Genomic DNA, 18,361 nt, shown 5'->3' with positions numbered 1-18,361 from the left:
GCAGTGATCTCCTTAACGTATCGCCCGATAGGGTGATCAATTTCCCGAGCGATCAACTTCCTTTGTTCTGAGATCAAAACATAATGCGATCTCGGGAACCCATCAAGCAAAACTGCCGACGTTGTAAAAGAGCACTACATCGGCAGTTCGGCCTATTCCTTCTAATGATTTACGACAATTATTTTGCGGTAACGGCCGGCGTTTTGTTCGGTAAAACCAAGCGTAGCAGTGTGTATCCCACAATCGCTGCGGCTGTAGAACCCAGCAATATACCTAAGCGAGAGTAAGTGCTCAAAGCTTCGCTTCCACCTTCGAACGCCAGTGAAGCAATGAAGATAGACATAGTAAAACCGATACCGCACAGCACTGACACTGCAAAAATCTGTTTAAAATTAATGGATTCCGGCAGTTTGGCGATGCCAACCTTCACCGCGACCCAACTGAAGAGGAAAATCCCCAACGGCTTACCAATAAACAGCCCGCTGGCAATCCCCAAAGGTAGCAACGACGTCAGTCCCGCAAGCGAAACGCCTTCAAGAGATACGCCCGCGTTAGCGAAAGCAAACAGCGGTAAAATCAGATAAGCCACCCACGGATGCAGCCCGTGCTCTAAAGATTCGGAAGGTGAAGACTTATCTTTGGTATGCAACGGAATCATAAAGCCGACAATCACACCGGCCAGCGTCGCATGAACTCCGGATTTCAGAATACTCACCCACAGAATCAGGCCGACAAGTAGATAAACCGAGGTTTTCCCGACTCCGCGCCAGTTCATATAAGCCAAGAGCGCAATCGCTGCGGCTGCCGCGCCCAATGCGGCCAGAGAAACATCCTGAGTATAAAAAAATGCGATGATAATAATGACGCCCAGATCGTCAATAATCGCCAGCGCCAGTAAAAACACTTTCAAACTGGTTGGAACGCGGTTACCCAATAGCGCCATCACACCGAGCGCAAAGGCAATATCCGTTGCCGCTGGAATAGCCCACCCCTGACGGGTAACTTCATCTGCACCGTTAAATAACAGATAAATCAACGCCGGAGCCAACATCCCGCCTAATGCCGCGATAGCCGGAAATACCGCTTTATCACGGCCAGCCAAAGAACCTTCCATCAGTTCGCGCTTAACTTCCAGCCCAACGACCAAAAAGAAGATGGCCATTAAACCATCATTAATCCACAGCAATAGCGGTTTACTGATATCCAATGACGCAATTTTTACCGCGACCGGAATGTCTAAGAACGTTTGATAAATACCCTGTAGTGGGCTGTTAGCCATCAGTAAAGCAACCACCGCGGCCACGATCAAAATCATGCCCCCGGCCGCTTCTAGTCGTAAGAATTGGCGAATAATATTTGTCACAATGAATACTCCCTACATCGGACAGAGAAACCAACCAAAGAGATTGGCAAATAATTTACAAATTCTAGGCTAATTATTAACTCGAAAATAGTCGTTTTTATTGCATTAACCACTCGTATAAACCGAGCAATTAATGATTAACATCACGTTGCAGCTGCAAGTATTGGCGAAAAAAATCCCCGGTATATACCAGGGATTTAGTTTCCACTACCTAATCATAGGTTCTATGATTAACGGGTCAAATCATCAAAGAATTTTTTCACACCGTCGAGGAAGCTTTTAGAGCGTGGGCTGTTTTTCTCGCCCGCTGCACCACCGAAACTTTCTTCTAGTTCACGCAGTAACTGTTTCTGTTTCTCGCTCAAACTTACCGGCGTTTCAACGACTACACGGCACAGCAAGTCACCCTGGCTGCCCCCGCGAACTGATTTAACGCCTTTACCGCGCATACGGAATAATTTACCGGTTTGCGTTTCCGCAGGAACCTTCAGTTTAACCCGGCCATCCAGCGTCGGTACTTCAATTTCACCGCCCAGCGCTGCCATTGCAAAGTTAATTGGCACTTCGCAATACAGATTATTGCCTTCACGCTCGAAGATCGGGTGAGCTTTCACCTGAACCTGAACGTACAAATCGCCTGATGGTGCGCCGTGTTCACCAGCTTCACCTTCGCCCGCTAAACGGATACGGTCGCCGGTATCCACACCCGCCGGGATCTTAACCGAAAGGGTTTTGGATTTTTCAACGCGGCCATGACCATGACATTTGTTGCACGGATCTTTGATAATTTGGCCCCGGCCGTGGCAATGAGGACACGCCTGTTGCACGGTGAAGAAGCCTTGACGCATCTGTACCTGACCTGCACCATGGCAAGTCGGACAAGTGATCGGAGAACTGCCTGGTTTTGCTCCGCTGCCGTGGCAAACATCACACTCGTCTAACGTTGGAATGCGGATTTCTTTGGTTACACCACGAACCGCTTCTTCTAACGTCAAATCCATATTGTAACGCAGGTCGGAACCACGACTGGCGCGCTGCTGACGACGACCGCCGCCAAAAATGTCACCAAATACATCGCCAAAGATATCGCTAAAATCAGCGCCGCCGCCAAATCCGCCGCCGCCGCCCATACCGCCCTGTTCAAAAGCCGCATGGCCATATTGATCGTAAGCAGCGCGCTTTTGCGCATCGGTCAGGATTTCGTAGGCTTCTTTAACTTCTTTGAATTTACCTTCGGCGTCCTGTTCCTGATTACGATCCGGATGGAATTTCATCGCCAGGCGCTTATAGGCCTTTTTGATTTCACGCTCATCCGCCGTCTTGGGGACGCCTAAAATCTCGTAATAGTCTCTCTTCGCCATTCTGTTTTTCCTACCCTTAACATGCGTGCACGGGCGTAGAGTTTCCTCGACGCCCGTGCTGGTTTCCAGCAACAGTATCTCTTACCACTGCTGTGCCCGCTTAAGGGCTATTATTTTTTGTCTTTTACTTCTTCGAATTCGGCGTCAACAACGTCGTCTTCTTTCTTCGCGCTGGCATCGCCCGCTTCGCCGGCTGCCGCCTGCTGCTGTGCCATTTCCAGCAACTTGCCAGAAACCTGGACCAGTGCCTGAGTTTTCGCTTCGATTTCCGCTTTGTCTTCGCCTTTAACCGCTGCTTCCAGCGCTTTCAGTGCATCTTCAATGGCAGTTTTGTCTTCTGCTGGCAGTTTGTCGCCAGCTTCTTCCAACTGTTTACGAGTGCCATGAATCAGGTGGTCAGCCTGGTTGCGAGTCTGAACCAGCTCTTCAAACTTACGGTCTGCTTCAGCGTTAGCTTCCGCATCGCGTACCATTTTTTGGATTTCTTCCTCGTTCAGACCTGAAGATGCCTTAATGGTGATCTTCTGCTCGCGACCGGTATTTTTGTCTTTCGCAGACACATGCAAGATACCGTCGGCATCGATATCGAAGGTAACTTCGATTTGTGCCATACCGCGAGGCGCGGCCTGAATGCCATCCAGGTTAAACTGCCCCAGAGACTTGTTGTCCTGCGCACGTTTACGCTCACCCTGCAGCACATGGATGGTTACCGCAGACTGATTGTCTTCTGCAGTAGAGAACACCTGGCTGTGCTTAGTAGGGATGGTGGTGTTTTTAGTGATAAGCGGAGTCATCACACCACCCATTGTTTCGATACCCAGAGACAATGGAGTAACGTCCAACAGCAACACATCTTTTACTTCACCAGACAGAACGCCGCCCTGAACTGCTGCACCGATAGCAACGGCTTCATCCGGGTTCACGTCTTTACGTGGTTCTTTACCGAAGAAGTCAGCAACTTTCTTCTGAACCATTGGCATACGAGTCTGACCACCGACCAGGATAACGTCCTGAATGTCAGATACAGACAGACCTGCGTCTTTCAGAGCCACTTTCAGCGGTTCCATAGAACGGTTAACCAAGTCTTCTACCAGTGACTCCAGTTTTGCACGAGTCACTTTGATGTTCATGTGTTTTGGACCACTGCCATCAGCGGTGATGTATGGCAAGTTAACATCAGTCTGTTGTGCAGAAGACAGTTCAATTTTCGCTTTTTCTGCTGCTTCTTTCAGACGTTGCATCGCCAACGGATCGGTACGCAGATCCATACCTTGGTCTTTCTTGAATTCTTCAACCAGGTAGTTGATCAGGCGGCTATCAAAGTCTTCACCACCCAGGTGGGTATCACCGTTGGTTGCCAGAACTTCGAAGGTTTTTTCGCCGTCAACTTCATCAATTTCGATGATGGAGATATCGAAAGTACCACCACCCAAGTCGTAAACCGCGATAGTACGGTTGCCAACTTCTTTATCCAGACCGTAGGCCAGTGCCGCTGCGGTTGGTTCGTTGATGATACGTTTCACTTCCAGACCCGCGATACGGCCAGCATCTTTAGTTGCCTGGCGCTGAGCATCGTTGAAGTATGCAGGTACAGTAATAACCGCTTCAGTTACTGGCTCGCCCAGATAATCTTCAGCCGTTTTCTTCATTTTTTTCAGCACTTCAGCAGAGATCTGCGGTGGTGCAATTTTCTGGCCTTTCACTTCCAGCCATGCATCGCCGTTATCAGCAGCAACGATTTTGTACGGCATGATGTCTTTATCACGCTGTGCTTCTTCGTCCTGGAAACGACGACCAATCAAACGCTTGATTGCAAACAGGGTGTTCTGTGGGTTAGTAACAGCCTGACGCTTAGCAGGTTGACCAACCAGAGTTTCACCATCTTGGGTATACGCGATGATAGAAGGCGTTGTGCGGTCGCCTTCGCTGTTTTCCAGCACGCGTGCTTTTGTACCATCCATAATTGCTACACAAGAGTTGGTAGTACCCAAGTCGATACCAATAATTTTACCCATCTAAAACGCCTCCACGAAAAAAGTCATAATCGGTCAAGTTACTAATCTATATATGGGCGGATTTCTAATTTTCAACTGCCAAATATTTACTGACAATTTTCCGCTAACCACGATTAGTCACTGCGGTTGGGAATAAGATGGGGCCATGAAAACCATCATCAAGGGGGGAGATGAAAAAAAATTACTTTTTATCGCACTCAAGATCATTGTTTCCGGTCGAACAGATCATTATGATGCCGCGCGCACTGAGGGAATAGACGACTTTTTACTCATTCAGGCGATTTATACTTATTCGGATATTTATCCATTTTTTTAGCAATCTGTTATTGCAGAGGACTTATGAACACCAACAAGTTGGCGAATCCTGGCCCGCTAGGCCTGATGGGCTTTGGGATGACCACCGTCTTGCTCAACCTGCACAACGCGGGCTTCTTCCCCCTGACTTCCGTTATCCTGAGCATGGGGATTTTTTACGGCGGTTTGGCACAAATTCTGGCTGGTCTGCTGGAATATAAAAAAGGGAATACCTTTGCCGCGACTGCATTTACTTCTTACGGCGCATTCTGGCTGAGTCTGGTCGGCTTGCTGATGCTTCCTAAAATGGGTATGGCAGAAGCCACTGACGCACAGTTCCTTGGCGTTTACCTCGGGATCTGGGGCATCTTTACCCTGTTTATGTTCTTCGGCACCTTGCCAGCCAACCGCGCGCTTCAATTCGTGTTTGCCAGCCTGACACTGCTGTTTGCCCTGTTGGCTATCGGTAACTTTACCGGTAATCACTCGCTGCTGGTGTTCGCTGGTTTTGAAGGCATCATCTGCGGTGCCAGCGCGATTTATCTGGCAATGGCTGAAGTATTGAACGAACAATATGGTCGCACAGTGTTACCGATTGGCGAACCACGCTAGACTTTGCCTAAGCAACCGATAGTTTAATTACAGTTTGCTTGAAAATTCATATCCCAAAAACTCTGAATGTTTATATTCGGAGTTTTTTTATTTTTACTTTTTTATATTTAAATCTAAATTACATAAATCTCAAATTAGCACTGCTAAATAATAAAATAGAGAAATAAAAATAGATAAAGCAAAGAAAATACGCATCATATAGTATTGAAACCCTGTCGATGATATGAAACATAAAAATCAATAACATCAAAGGGAGAGCCTATGCGTATAGTTACAAGACTATTAGCAAGCATCATATTAATAATATCGCAACCATCCTATTCAGACGAAACAAAAGTCTGTTTTTATGAACTCGACAAATTTGAAGGGGAATCATTTTGCTCCGCAGAAAGGGAATCAGGCTCTATTTATAATGATGGCTTTGATAATGAGATAGCATCAATTTCTATCCCACCAGGTATGGTGCTCACCCTTTATAGTGGCATTAATTTCTCTGGTACAAAAACAAGAGTGAAACATGATATTAATCTACCTGAGTTAATAGCATTAGAATTATATAATAAAATAGGCTCATATCAGGTAGAACCTGCAATCTGTTTTTATACAGAGGATGATTTTCAAGGTGAAAGTACTTGTTTAGCATCACATCAGAAAATAGATTTATATAGCGATCCAGAAATCATTATTGAATCTGGACAAAAAGAATTACCTATTCCTAATGATAGAATAAAATCCATCAGCATTCCGCCTGGTATGCTCGCAACTGTATATAAGAATGATAATTACAATCCTCCTTTTTTCGGGTTAACAGAGAGCGTCAATGACAGCGATTTACAAGCGCTGGAAATGAGCAATGTCATCACTAGCATTAAAGCATCAGAAAAAGAAGGTATTAATTGTGATCAACGATGTGTTGTTATAAATAACTATAAAATAAACATCACTAAAGCATTTGGTCAATACTGGACTGATGAACGCTTACAAAACAAACAGGTTCTACTAGAGTTTGATAGTAAAGGTACGAATGGAGGCGATAAGTATAGCATCAAAATTTCTGGTGGCCCGAATATTAGCATAAGTAACAGGGGCGTTATGTTTTCTGATCGAAAAATGAAAAATAAGTTTTATTTTGATCACTACAACAATATCGATAACTTAGCTTTTATTATACAAATAAAAAAAGACACAATACAACTTCAATACATGCAAATGTTGGAGAGTAATCTAGTAGATATTTCTCCCATTATTTCTTTTGGTTGGGATAATGATGCTTCATCATTTACAGATACAGATACAGATACAGATACAGATACAGATACAGATACAGATACAGATACAGATACAGATACAGATACAGATACAGATACAGAAATAATCATAACCAACCACAATAAAGATAATCCTTTAGTTCTCGCAAAATCTATACTCACCGCAGATACAGGCGATAAGTATTTGGAAAAAAGAGATGTGGCACAAACCAGTAAAATACTATGCGCCTTTACTCCTTTTTTAAATATCTATAACTATCTAATGCAAGATACATGTCAACAATTGGATGGTATTGTATTCCGTGCAGATAAATATTTTAGCAGTAATACACAAGGTAAAACTTTACATATTGCTGGAAGCAGTAGTCCACTGAAGAAAAAGCCGTCAAGAACACCAGCGTTACAAATACAAGAAATTTTTGATCATTATATGACATTAACTTATATCGACACCAATCAACATGGTCAGGCACTGAGTCTTCCTGCTGTAGCAAAAGCCTGTAGAGTGTCTCTTTACTCTCTACTTAATTCTCGTCAAACACGTCAAATAAGACCTCACTGTATTGAATGGACGCTGGATATTATGACTGACTTCACCTTATTATTCGGTCATAGTCCCGAAACTTGGAATGCCGCATTTTTTGGCAGAATCCTAGATTCCATCATCCGGACAGGAAATATAGGTGTTACAGTAGAAAATAAAGAGACAGGGAATCGATTAGTTCAGTCTATAAAAGAAAAAATAGCTGAGAAAAACACAGAAAATACGCTTGATCATATTAAAACAGCATTTGACTATGCTCAACTCAATTACTTAAATTATAGTTTCTCTTCTTCTTCTGATGAGTCGCCCTCTCAGATAGAGCTATTACCCTTAGGTATTTACGAGCTATTACTAGAGACATTTGTCTATAGAGATACGCCTCCAATAATAATTTCGCAGGGTGAGCCCGTTGTGCAAAATGATACTGAATTCGAAATAGAGATAATCCCAACGCTAACACCGGAAGAAGAAGAAAAGCTTTCAGATAGTGAAGTTAAGAATGCTCGAGCCATGCGTAAAAAGCTGAGTGAAACTATCGCGCAATGGGGGATGCAGTACCAAGGAACGCATATCGAACAAGATATCAAAGGTTCCAGTGCGGATTCCAGTGCAGATTCCAACGCGGATTTCGGCGCGGATTCCGGCGCAAATGAAAATAACAGCGCCCTCAGTAGACTCCTCCATGCTGGGCATATCGTTACAGGTATTATCCATCGTAGATTAAGGCTTCAACGCCCCGGTGAAATCTATGTGGTAGTCAAACTACAGGGAAAAATTATCGCGGTTGTTCTTGCCGACCGTTTTAACAGCAAAGATGAAGTTGAACTGGTTGCATCAGCAACACTACCAGATTATGTCCTATTTCCCGATCGCGACGGTACAGTCAGAGGAGCGGGGACCGCAGCGGTTAGAGCGCTGGCAAGATATTTACAACAACAAGGCGCTAGAACATTATTTTCTGAAGTTATTTCGCAACCCTCAGCTCGTGTTAAGCAAAAAGTTGGTTTTAATTTCAAGCACGAATTTTAAATTATACGAGTTAAAAATAGCCCATGATGTATGGGCTATTTATTTAGAATAATCATCTAATTGGCGGTTATCTACTCAGCCAGAACCCTCTTTGACAACTGTACATTCAGATCACTATTAATATCATTACGTAAATATATCCCCAACAGGAACCCGACCACTGATAACAGCAACATATAATAGGCAGGTGCCATAGGCGTAACTTTCATCAATAACGTGACCAAAATAGGTGTCAACCCGCCAAAAATGGCGTATGCCACATTGTAGGAAAATGAAATTCCAGTAAACCGGATTTCTGCCGGAAAAGCCCGGACCATCACATAAGGTACCGCACCGACAATCCCCACGCTAAATCCAGCAAAGGTATAATGAGTGAACAGCTTGACAGGATCGGTTAAATCAGCCTGATAAAACGACCAAGTCGCTACCGCCAGTAACACGCTGCCGACGATAAAGGTTTTACTCGCGCCAAAGCGATCAATGGCCAGCCCAGAGAGTATGCAGCCGCAGACCAGCGCCACAATCGCCACGCTATTCGCCTGCATCGCCAGCGCCGACATCACGCCGTACTGTTTTTCCAGATAGGTTGGCGTCAACAGGATAACCACCACGATTCCAGCGGACAGCACCCAGGTCAGCAGCATCGAAACCACGATTTCTTTTTTATGGTTAACCACGACCGATTTCAAGGGCAAACCCTCTGCCAGCGCTTTCTGCGCCTGCATCTCTTTAAAGATCGGCGTTTCCTGTAACCAGCGGCGAAGATACATAGCGAACAGGCCGAAAATACCGCCGAGGAAGAATGGAATACGCCAGCCGCCGTTCATCATTGCCTCGGTGCTTATGGTGGTTTTCATCCCCGCAGCCACCAGAGAGCCTAGCAGAATGCCCGCCGTCAACCCGGCGGTTAAGGTGCCGCAGGCAAAACCAACGCGTTTACGCGGTACATGCTCGGCCACAAATACCCAGGCGCCCGGAACTTCTCCACCGATAGCCGCGCCTTGCAATACGCGCATCAGCAGCAGTAACAAAGGTGCGGCAATACCGATAGTGGCATAAGTTGGTAGCAGACCAATGGCCAGCGTCGGCAAAGCCATTAACAGAATACTCAGGCTAAACATCTTCTTACGACCAACCAAATCGCCGAAGTGCGCCATGATAATGCCGCCCAATGGTCGCGCCAGATAACCGGCGGCGAAAATACCAAAGGTCTGCACCTGACGTAGCCACTCAGGCATATCGGGAGGGAAGAAGAGTTCACCGATAATCGCGGCAAAAAATACGTAGATAATGAAGTCATAAAACTCTAAAGCTCCGCCCAAAGCGGCTAACGTCAGAGTTTTATAATCTTGCCGATTCAATCGGCGATTGTGCTGTTGATCCATAAGACACCGTGATAAGCCAGAGTATTGAGTTAAAAATATTACAACTCTTTGTAAAGTAAAAATTACTATACCGTACAAAAATCCTCACATGCTTAGAATGGTATCTTATGTCAGAAACTATATGAATTTAGATTTTTGTATCACGTAAGGCACTTTTAGGACGGAATGCTGCTACCACCTGACTGTTGGTTTCAATGTACGGGCCATCCAACAATTGAATGCAATATGGGACACTGGCAAAAATCCCATGAACCAACACGTTGCCTTCCGCGTCTTTTACTCCTTCCAGCGTTTCTTTTATCGCCTTAGGCTGGCCGGGCAAATTCAGTATCAGCGCCTGTTTGCGAATCACGCCAACCTGGCGGGATAAAATCGCTGTGGGAACAAAGTGTAGACTGATTTGGCGCATTTGCTCGCCGAAACCGGGCATTTGACGATCGGCGATGGCCAGAGTCGCATCCGGCGTCACATCGCGACGCGCCGGGCCCGTTCCGCCGGTGGTCAACACCAAATGGCAGCCCATTTCATCCACCAGCTCACACAGGGTTTGCTCTATCAGCGTTTGCTCATCGGGGATTAAACGGGTTTCGAGGGTAAATTCACTCGTTAAGGCACTTTTTAACCAGTCTTCCAACGCTGGCAGGCCTTTATCCTGATAAATCCCATTGGATGCCCGATCGGAAATGGACACTAAACCTACACGCAATGTATGCATACAACGACCTCAATGAAAAAATCTTTCTCTGTGGGCGGGATGATACTACGCGACGCTATTACCTCAACCCTCTCAACTCACAGAATCAAGTATAGTTTTGTTCCGTCACAGAGCAGAAATAGGCGAGCTTCAGACGTAAAAAAGGCGGCTTACGCCACCTTTTTCGTTCAATGTTGCCTGCCGGTATAAAATTACAGCAGATCGGCAATCATCTTCTCAAGTTTGCCCTGATCGACAGCAAACTTGCGGATACCGTCAGTCAGTTTCTCAACGGCCATTGGGTCTTGGTTGTGTTCCCAGTAGAACTCAGCCTCAGTCAGCGGCGCTGGCGCAGCGGCAATGTTGCCGGTGTAAGACAGTTTACGCTCCAGTGGGCCTTCGCTTTCCGCCAACTCTTTCAGCAGAGTTGGAGCGATGGTCAGACGGTCACAGCCAGCCAGTTCGATGATTTCACCAATATTACGGAAGCTTGCGCCCATCACCACGGTTTTGTAGCCGTGTTTTTTGTAATACTGGTAGATTTCTTTAACGGAAATCACGCCCGGATCTTCGTTTGGTGCGAACTCTTTCTTGTCGCCGTTCGCTTTGTACCAGTCCAGAATACGACCAACAAACGGAGAAATCAGATATACGCCCGCTTCAGCACAAGCACGCGCCTGAGCGAAGGAGAACAGCAGAGTCAGGTTACAGTTGATGCCTTCTTTCTCTAACTGCTCGGCGGCGCGGATGCCCTGCCAGGTAGAAGCCAGCTTGATCAGGATACGGTCTTTGCTGATGCCCGCATCACCGTACATTTTAATCAGGCGTTTGGCTTTTGCTACGCTGGCAACGGTGTCGTAAGACAGACGCGCATCAACTTCGGTAGAAATACGGCCTGGGATCAGCTTCAGAATTTCCAGACCGATGTTAACGGCCAGCTTGTCACCCGCATCGATGACTTGCTGCGCTTTATCACTGCTTTGCTCGCGAGCCCAGGCGATAGCGTCGTCAATCAATTTACGGTATTCAGGAATTTGAGCCGCGTTCAGGATCAGAGAGGGGTTAGTCGTGGCATCTTGCGGCTGATACAGTTTCATCGCCGCAATGTCCCCGGTGTCAGCTACAACGGTAGTCAATTGACGTAGGGAAGTAAGTTTATCGGTCATGTTGTCGTTTCTCATCGTTTGTGCATGAACTTTTGGCATTCTGCAACCCAGCCTTTTCTTGATAATAACACGCAGAAGCCCCGGTGCAAGGCAGTTCAACTGTTTAAAAAAACACCGGTCGCGCCGACTTCTCCGAGCAACCGTTTTCGCCTGCGAAAAGGCGTTGAACCCCGTGGATTAATAACAACTTGGTTCATTATCATGATGCTGAGACGATTTAGCCACGCGATGCTTCCTATCTTAGCAATTGACCATTCTTCGTTTGGTTACCGCTCGCTTTTTGCTACAGTGTGCCAATCTGGATAAACAGGATGTCGTCATGCTTATTATTATCTCTCCGGCTAAAACTCTCGATTTTCAAAGCCCATTGGCTACCCAAACCTACACTCAGCCCGAGTTGTTGGATCAGTCTCAGGCTCTGATTGAGATTTGCCGTGAACTGACTCCGCCCCAGATTGCCAGCCTGATGAAAATCAGCGATAAATTGGCTGGATTAAATGCCGCCCGTTTTAGCGAGTGGCAGCCGAAATTCACGCCGGCAAATGCCCGTCAGGCGATTCTAGCGTTTAAAGGCGATGTTTACACCGGTATGCAGGCGCAGGATTTCAGCGAAGAAGATTTTGCCTTTGCTCAGAAGCACTTGCGTATGCTTTCCGGGTTATACGGCCTGTTGCGTCCGTTGGATCTTATGCAGCCATACCGTCTGGAAATGGGCACCAAACTGGCTAACTCACAGGGTAAGGACTTATACGCCTTTTGGGGGAATACCCTGACCGAGAAACTGAATCAGGCGATGGAACAGCAAGGCGATAACGTACTGATTAACCTGGCTTCGGATGAATACTTTAAAGCAATAAAGCCGGCTAAACTGAACGGTACGCTGATCAAACCGGTATTCCTGGATGAGAAAAACGGTAAATACAAAATTATCAGTTTCTACGCCAAAAAAGCCCGCGGGTTGATGAGCCGCTTTATCATTCAGAACCGGTTGAGTAAAACCGAGCAATTGGTGGATTTCAATCTGGAAGGCTATCAGTTCGATTCGGGACTCTCGGCGAAAAACGAGCTGGTCTTTAAACGACCCGAGCAGCACTAAGCTGATTGATGTACTATTTATATATAAAAGTCATATAGAAAAGGGCCAATCGGCCCTTTCCTGCTTTAGTTAGTTCGCTGTATTTTGCAAAACGCGCTAGCTTATTTCGGTAATGCCATCAGGAACGCGCGCAGTTGATCGTAATCTGCCGGTAAATCACGAGATAACAATGGCATTGATGCTCTGACAGCCAACTCTTTCGGCAACGGTAATTCCTGCGCCAGAATCGCTTCTACGCTCTCTTTAAACTTCGCCGGATGCGCTGTCCCGAGGAACAGGCCGAACTCGCCGTCTTGCAGCTGATCGCGCAACGCGCGGTAAGCAATGGCGGCGTGAGGTTCAGAGATATAGCCCATTTCAGCCAGTTCCCGCATGGTTTCTTTGGTCACTTCATCGCTAATGGCTGCATGACCCAGTTCTTTCAACTGCCAAATCTTACGGCGGAACAGCTCTTCTACTCGCGGCCAGTTATTCGGCTGGCTGACGTCCATCGCGTTGGATAAAGTTGCTACGGTAGCCTTAGGCTGCCACTGACCGTTAACCAGGAAGCGCGGTACAGTGTCATTAGCGTTAGTCGCGGCGATAAAGCGTTTCACCGGCAACCCCAAAGACTTCGCCAGCAGACCTGCGGTCAAATCGCCGAAGTTACCGCTCGGTACCGAAATCACCAATTGGTTACGCGCTTCCTGCGGCAGCTGCGCCACGGCCTCGAAGTAGTAACAGATTTGAGCCAGCAAGCGGCTGATATTAATTGAGTTAGCAGAGTTAAGGTGCAGTTCTTGTTTTAACTCTTCGTCATCAAAGGACTGTTTTACCAGCGCCTGACAGGCATCGAAATCACCCTCGATAGCAACGGTATGAATGTTGCCACCCAAGGTGCAGAACAGTTTTTCCTGCAACGGGCTAATTTTACCGCGCGGGTACAGAATCACCACTCGCACGTTTTTCAAACCGTAGAATGCATGAGCTACCGCTGCACCGGTGTCGCCAGACGTGGCGGTCAAAATGGTAACGGGCTGCTCACCGGCTACTTCTGCCAGCATCTGCGCCATAAAGCGCGCGCCGAAGTCTTTGAATGCCAAAGTTGGGCCGTGGAAAAGCTCCAGAATCGAGACATCGTTTTCGACCGGAGCCACTGGCGCCGGGAATTCAAAAGCGGCTTTAACGCGTTTGGTCAGGGTTTCAGGAGCTATTTCGTCGCCGATAAAAGCGGATAAAATGCGGCTGCTGCGAGTCACAAAATCCTGATCTAGCAAGTTATCAATTTCGGTCAGTTCAAACTCTGGCAATTCCAGCGGAAAAAACAGCCCCTGATTCTTACCCAAGCCTTGCTTGATGGCCTGCGCAAAGCTGACCTGCTCATTATGATCTTTAAGGTTGTAGAGTTTCATGCGTTATCCCAATAGTCGTGCGCCTGCGGTATCCAGACGGCAAATATGAACAAAACCTTCGTCGTTTTGCAGGTAGTTTTTTTGCAGCCAATCCGCCATGCGTTGCGCGGTGGCGCTTTCGTTGCACACCGCAAACAGGGTTGGGCCGGAACCGGAAATTCCGCAGGCCAGTGCACCAATATCCTGTGCGGCCTGACGCGCTGCGGCAAAGCCCGGCAGCAGTTGCGTACGATAAGGTTCCGCAATGACATCTTTCATCAGTTTAGCGGCTAACAGAGGCTGCTGCGTGTGGCTGGCGTGGATAAAACCGGCCAGATTACGCCCGTGGCTGATGCAATCCTGCCGACGATATTGTGCAGGCAAAATCGCCCGCGCTTCAGCGGTAGAAACTTTAATTCCCGGATAAGCCATCACCCACAGCCAATCGTCAAAGCCGGGCACCGACTGACTAATGCAATCCGCTTGCTCCAAAATCAGCTGTAGCCCCCCCAGATAGCAAGGCGCTACGTTATCGAAATGCACGCTGCCGGACACCCGCCCTTCCAGCTCGCCCATCAGACCAAGCAGAGTGACCTTATCCAGTGGCTGGCCGCAAAATTCGTTCATCGCCATTAAACCGGCGACGACCGAACAGGCGCTGGAGCCCAAGCCGGAACCTATCGGCATATTTTTTTCCAACCGCATTGAGACCGGGATCTCCTTGCCTATTTCCTGACAAAAACGCTGCCAGCACTGATAAACGATATTCTCTTTTGGATCGACAGGCAGCTTACTGAAGAAGCGCCCTTCATTCTGCAAACTGAAACTGTCTGCTGCCGTTACGCTAACGCAATCGCCGAGCAAGGAGCCATCCACGGGTGAAACCGCCGCACCCAGCACGTCAAAACCGACGCTAACATTGCCAATCGATGCCGGAGCATAGACCTTAACCATAATTAAACTCCCAGCTTCCAGGATAATGTGCGTAACAAATCGGCAAATACGCCAGCTGCGGTAACATCGTTACCCGCACCGTAACCACGTAAGACCAAAGGAATTGGCTGGTAGTAACGAGTGTAGAAGGCTAGCGCATTCTCACCATTTTTGACTTTATACAACGGATCGTTGTCATCGACCGCATCCATACGAACCTGACAGCGGCCGTCTTCAATCACGCCGACATAGCGCAACACTTTGCCCTGCGCGGTTGCATCAGCGACCCGACGAGCGAACTCTGCGTCTAGCGATGGCAGGTGTTTCAGGAAGCTTTCCACATTGCCGCTGGCATCGAAAGATGGTGGCAATACGGATTCAACTTCAATGTCAGCCAGTTCTAATTTGTAACCCGCTTCTCGAGCCAAAATCAATAGCTTACGAGCAACATCCATCCCGGAGAGATCATCGCGCGGATCGGGCTCGGTATAACCTAAAGCTTTGGCTTGCAGCGTAGCTTCTGATAACGACATGCCTTCATCCAGTTTACCGAAGATAAAGGACAGCGAACCGGAAAGGATGCCGGAGAAATGCACCAGCTCATCACCGGCGTTCAATAGGTTTTGCAGATTCTCGATAACCGGCAGGCCTGCGCCCACATTGGTGTCGTACAGGAATTTACGGCTGGATTTAGCCGCAGCAGCACGGAGCTGGCGGTAATAATTCATCGATGAGGTGTTGGCTTTCTTATTCGGCGTCACGATGTGGAAACCATCGGACAAGAAATCGGCATACTGATCGGCCACGGCCTGACTGGAAGTACAGTCCACAATAACCGGATTCAGTAAATGATACTCCTTAACCAGACGAATCAAACGGCTCAGGTTGAAAGGCTCCTGAGCCGCGCCCAGTTGCTCCTGCCAGTTCGCCAAATCAATGCCGTGGACATTGGTCAGCAACGCTTTAGAATTGGCAATCCCGCAGACGCGTAAATCAATATGCTTTTGCTTCAGCCAAGGCTGCTGACGGTGGATCTGCTCGATCAACGCACTGCCGACGCCGCCTGCGCCAATCACAAACACTTCAATAACCTGATCGGTATTAAACAGCATTTGGTGGCAAACCCGCACGCCGGTGGTCACAGAATCATTATTCACCACCACGGAAATGGATCGTTCGGAAGAACCTTGTGCAATAGCGATAATATTGATATTGGCTCGCGCCAGCGCGGAGAAGAAGCGCGCTGAAATACCGCGCAAAGTACGCATACCATCGCCGACAACGGAGATAATCGCCAGCCGCTCCATAACGTCCAGCGGGTCGAGTACACCATCTTTTAATTCGAGGTAAAACTCCTCCTCCAGCGCCCTGCGAGCACGCGCCAGCTCGCCCTGAGGTACGCAGAAACTGATGCTGTATTCAGAAGAGGATTGAGTGATTAACACCACGGAAATTCCGCTGCGTGACATCACGGCAAAGACCCGCGCTGCCATGCCGACCATGCCTTTCATTCCTGGCCCTGAGACGTTAATCATCGCCATATTATTCAGGTTAGTAATACCTTTCACCGGATAAGCGTCATCGCTGTTATCGCCACCGATTAAAGTGCCGGGAGCTTGCGGGTTAGAGGTATTTTTTATCAGACAGGGAATCTGGAACTGGGCAATCGGAGCGATGGTGCGGGGGTGGAGAACTTTGGCGCCAAAATAGGACAGTTCCATCGCCTCTTGGTAAGACATCGACTTGAGCAATCTGGCGTCGGGCACGGTGCGCGGATCGCAAGTGTACACACCGTCGACGTCAGTCCATATCTCGCAACAGTCTGCGCGTAAACAGGCGGCCAGAACCGCGGCGGAATAATCAGAGCCGTTACGCCCCAAAACCACCAGTTCCCCTTTATCGTTACCGGCGGTGAAACCGGCCATCAGGATGATATGGTCGTTTGGAATCGCACTGGCGGCGATGCGCCGAGTAGATTCGGCAATATCAACGGTAGATTCCAGATAGTGGCCCTGCGCCAACAGTTTCTCAACCGGGTTGATTACCGTCACCGGGTAACCTTTGGCCTGAAATACCGCTTCCATCATCGCGATGGATAGCTTCTCGCCACGGCAGATAATCGCCGCATTAATGCTGTCCGGACATTGCCCCAACAGGGAAATTCCGTGCAGCACTTGTTTCAGTTGCGCAAATTCATGGGAAACCAGAGCCTTTAAACGATCATAGGCAAAACCCGGTTGCGCTTCTGACAGGCCGCGTAACAGATCGGCAAAGATAGCTTCGGCATCGCTCATGGTAGGAGAGATGTCCTGCCCCGCCACGGTCTTATCAATCATCGCAACCAAATGATTGGTGATTTTAGCTGGCGCAGACAGTACGGTCGCGACCTGTCCCTGACGCGCATTGTTTTCGATAATATCGGCAACGCGCAAAAATCTTTCCGCATTTGCAACTGAGGTCCCGCCAAATTTCAGCACTCGCATTTCTGATTCTCTCCTGAATTTATGAACCGAAAAAAAAGCCCGCACTGTTTAGGTGCGGGCTTTTTTTCTGTGTTTCCTGTACGCGTCAGCCCGCCCCGTAACCTGTGGTTTCGGTGGTGGTAATAATCGTTGTAGTCAGGCTGATGAATCGCATGTTTTCTGTCTGTCTCATTTCATAATTGAAGCTGTCCCTCTATTGGTTAAAGCAATAGTCGACCCAAGTCAAACTTTTTTGTTAACTGGCTCGCGGAATTAAGCATCGGTATCAAAGAATTTAAATTCTATAAAAAAGAAATTAAAAGCAGTAAAAACCGATAAAATCACAAATTAAGGAATATATAGCCAGGCAGGCGAATTTTATCCCTAGTATGTACAGCAGCATTTTTTCTGTTTTCTGTGCGAGCCGACGGTGACATTTCGTCAAATAATGAGAAAGCGTGTTTCGTTCCTTCTTTCGTTCCTATAGAGCCAAAGGGGGAAAAAGCGAGGCAATAAGGACGTTTGGCTACGGGTGACCTCCCTGGGGAGCATGGGACGTGAATAAGCTGTTTTTCACCGCAACGCTGCTGATGTAAATATAACGGACGGGCCGTTTACATTTATATAACATTTACGGTAATTTATCTTATCTATTGAGTGAAAGAGAGGCCCAACGTTGAAAATCATGACTGACGGCTGATACTCAGAATATGTTGATTTTAAACAATAAAAATCAATGCATTACAAATTAAATTATTCACCTATACAT

General features: G+C 47.5%; 14 protein-coding genes and 1 other annotated feature. Of the genes, 4 read left to right on the top strand and 10 right to left on the bottom strand.

All coding sequences use genetic code 11. From position 1 onward, the window contains the following. Positions 1 to 178: 178 nt before the first annotated feature. The 3 genes from nhaA to dnaK all read right to left on the bottom strand — a co-directional run bounded on the left by nhaA (position 179) and on the right by dnaK (position 4,739). The gene (gene nhaA, locus PL78_RS13760; RefSeq protein ID WP_064516339.1) at positions 179 to 1,363 is read right to left on the bottom strand and encodes a Na+/H+ antiporter NhaA; all 1,185 of its coding nucleotides are present in this window, start codon (positions 1,361 to 1,363) and stop codon (positions 179 to 181) included. Positions 1,364 to 1,593: 230 nt separating this feature from the next. After that, a complete protein-coding gene (dnaJ, locus tag PL78_RS13755) occupies positions 1,594 to 2,724 on the bottom strand; it encodes a molecular chaperone DnaJ (protein WP_064516337.1) in 1,131 nt (376 codons plus the stop codon). A 110-nt stretch (positions 2,725 to 2,834) separates the two neighbouring features. After that, complete coding sequence (gene dnaK / locus PL78_RS13750) at positions 2,835 to 4,739, bottom strand: molecular chaperone DnaK (protein ID WP_064516335.1); 1,905 nt, start codon at positions 4,737 to 4,739, stop codon at positions 2,835 to 2,837. Positions 4,740 to 4,884: 145 nt separating this feature from the next. Here dnaK and PL78_RS20475 point away from each other — a divergent pair, with 145 nt between their 5' ends. From PL78_RS20475 to PL78_RS13740, 3 genes are all read left to right on the top strand, one after another. After that, on the top strand, positions 4,885 to 5,055 hold the full coding sequence (locus PL78_RS20475) for a hypothetical protein (protein ID WP_158513766.1): 171 nt from the start codon (positions 4,885 to 4,887) through the stop codon (positions 5,053 to 5,055). 23 nt (positions 5,056 to 5,078) lie between these two features. Beyond that, positions 5,079 to 5,645, top strand: a complete 567-nt coding sequence (satP, locus tag PL78_RS13745; RefSeq protein WP_004721110.1) for an acetate uptake transporter — start codon at positions 5,079 to 5,081, stop codon at positions 5,643 to 5,645. Between the two features lie 261 nt (positions 5,646 to 5,906). Continuing rightward, positions 5,907 to 8,486, top strand: a complete 2,580-nt coding sequence (locus tag PL78_RS13740; RefSeq protein ID WP_064516333.1) for a GNAT family N-acetyltransferase — start codon at positions 5,907 to 5,909, stop codon at positions 8,484 to 8,486. A gap of 71 nt (positions 8,487 to 8,557) precedes the next feature. On the opposite strand, the gene PL78_RS13735 is transcribed toward PL78_RS13740, so the two are convergent. From PL78_RS13735 to tal, 3 genes are all read right to left on the bottom strand, one after another. Next, entirely contained in the window at positions 8,558 to 9,871 is a 1,314-nt protein-coding gene (locus PL78_RS13735; protein ID WP_064516331.1) for an MFS transporter, read from the bottom strand. Positions 9,872 to 9,998: 127 nt separating this feature from the next. Further along, the gene (gene mog / locus PL78_RS13730; protein ID WP_064516329.1) at positions 9,999 to 10,586 is read right to left on the bottom strand and encodes a molybdopterin adenylyltransferase; all 588 of its coding nucleotides are present in this window, start codon (positions 10,584 to 10,586) and stop codon (positions 9,999 to 10,001) included. 191 nt (positions 10,587 to 10,777) lie between these two features. Continuing rightward, positions 10,778 to 11,731: a transaldolase gene (gene tal / locus PL78_RS13725; RefSeq protein WP_064516327.1), complete on the bottom strand. Its 954-nt coding sequence runs from the start codon at positions 11,729 to 11,731 to the stop codon at positions 10,778 to 10,780. A 319-nt stretch (positions 11,732 to 12,050) separates the two neighbouring features. On the opposite strand from tal, the gene yaaA reads away from it, so the two are divergent. Further along, entirely contained in the window at positions 12,051 to 12,827 is a 777-nt protein-coding gene (gene yaaA / locus PL78_RS13720; protein WP_064516325.1) for a peroxide stress protein YaaA, read from the top strand. 101 nt (positions 12,828 to 12,928) lie between these two features. On the opposite strand, the gene thrC is transcribed toward yaaA, so the two are convergent. The 4 genes from thrC to thrL all read right to left on the bottom strand — a co-directional run bounded on the left by thrC (position 12,929) and on the right by thrL (position 17,767). Next, on the bottom strand, positions 12,929 to 14,218 hold the full coding sequence (gene thrC / locus PL78_RS13715) for a threonine synthase (protein ID WP_064516323.1): 1,290 nt from the start codon (positions 14,216 to 14,218) through the stop codon (positions 12,929 to 12,931). A gap of 3 nt (positions 14,219 to 14,221) precedes the next feature. Beyond that, positions 14,222 to 15,151, bottom strand: coding sequence for a homoserine kinase (gene thrB, locus PL78_RS13710; protein ID WP_064516321.1), 930 nt, complete (start codon positions 15,149 to 15,151; stop codon positions 14,222 to 14,224). A gap of 2 nt (positions 15,152 to 15,153) precedes the next feature. Continuing rightward, complete coding sequence (thrA, locus tag PL78_RS13705; protein ID WP_064516319.1) at positions 15,154 to 17,613, bottom strand: bifunctional aspartate kinase/homoserine dehydrogenase I; 2,460 nt, start codon at positions 17,611 to 17,613, stop codon at positions 15,154 to 15,156. Between the two features lie 28 nt (positions 17,614 to 17,641). Continuing rightward, positions 17,642 to 17,760 (bottom strand) — a sequence feature (Thr leader region). Then, the gene (gene thrL / locus PL78_RS19665) at positions 17,699 to 17,767 is read right to left on the bottom strand and encodes a thr operon leader peptide (RefSeq protein ID WP_120805398.1); all 69 of its coding nucleotides are present in this window, start codon (positions 17,765 to 17,767) and stop codon (positions 17,699 to 17,701) included. Its footprint overlaps the feature before it by 62 nt. Positions 17,768 to 18,361 lie beyond the last annotated feature (594 nt).

The organism is Yersinia entomophaga, from assembly GCF_001656035.1.
In the GTDB taxonomy this organism is placed as follows: Bacteria; Pseudomonadota; Gammaproteobacteria; order Enterobacterales; family Enterobacteriaceae; genus Yersinia; species Yersinia entomophaga.
The sequence above is the reverse complement of the archived record's forward strand: the minus strand, read 5'-3'. Positions and strand labels throughout refer to the sequence as shown.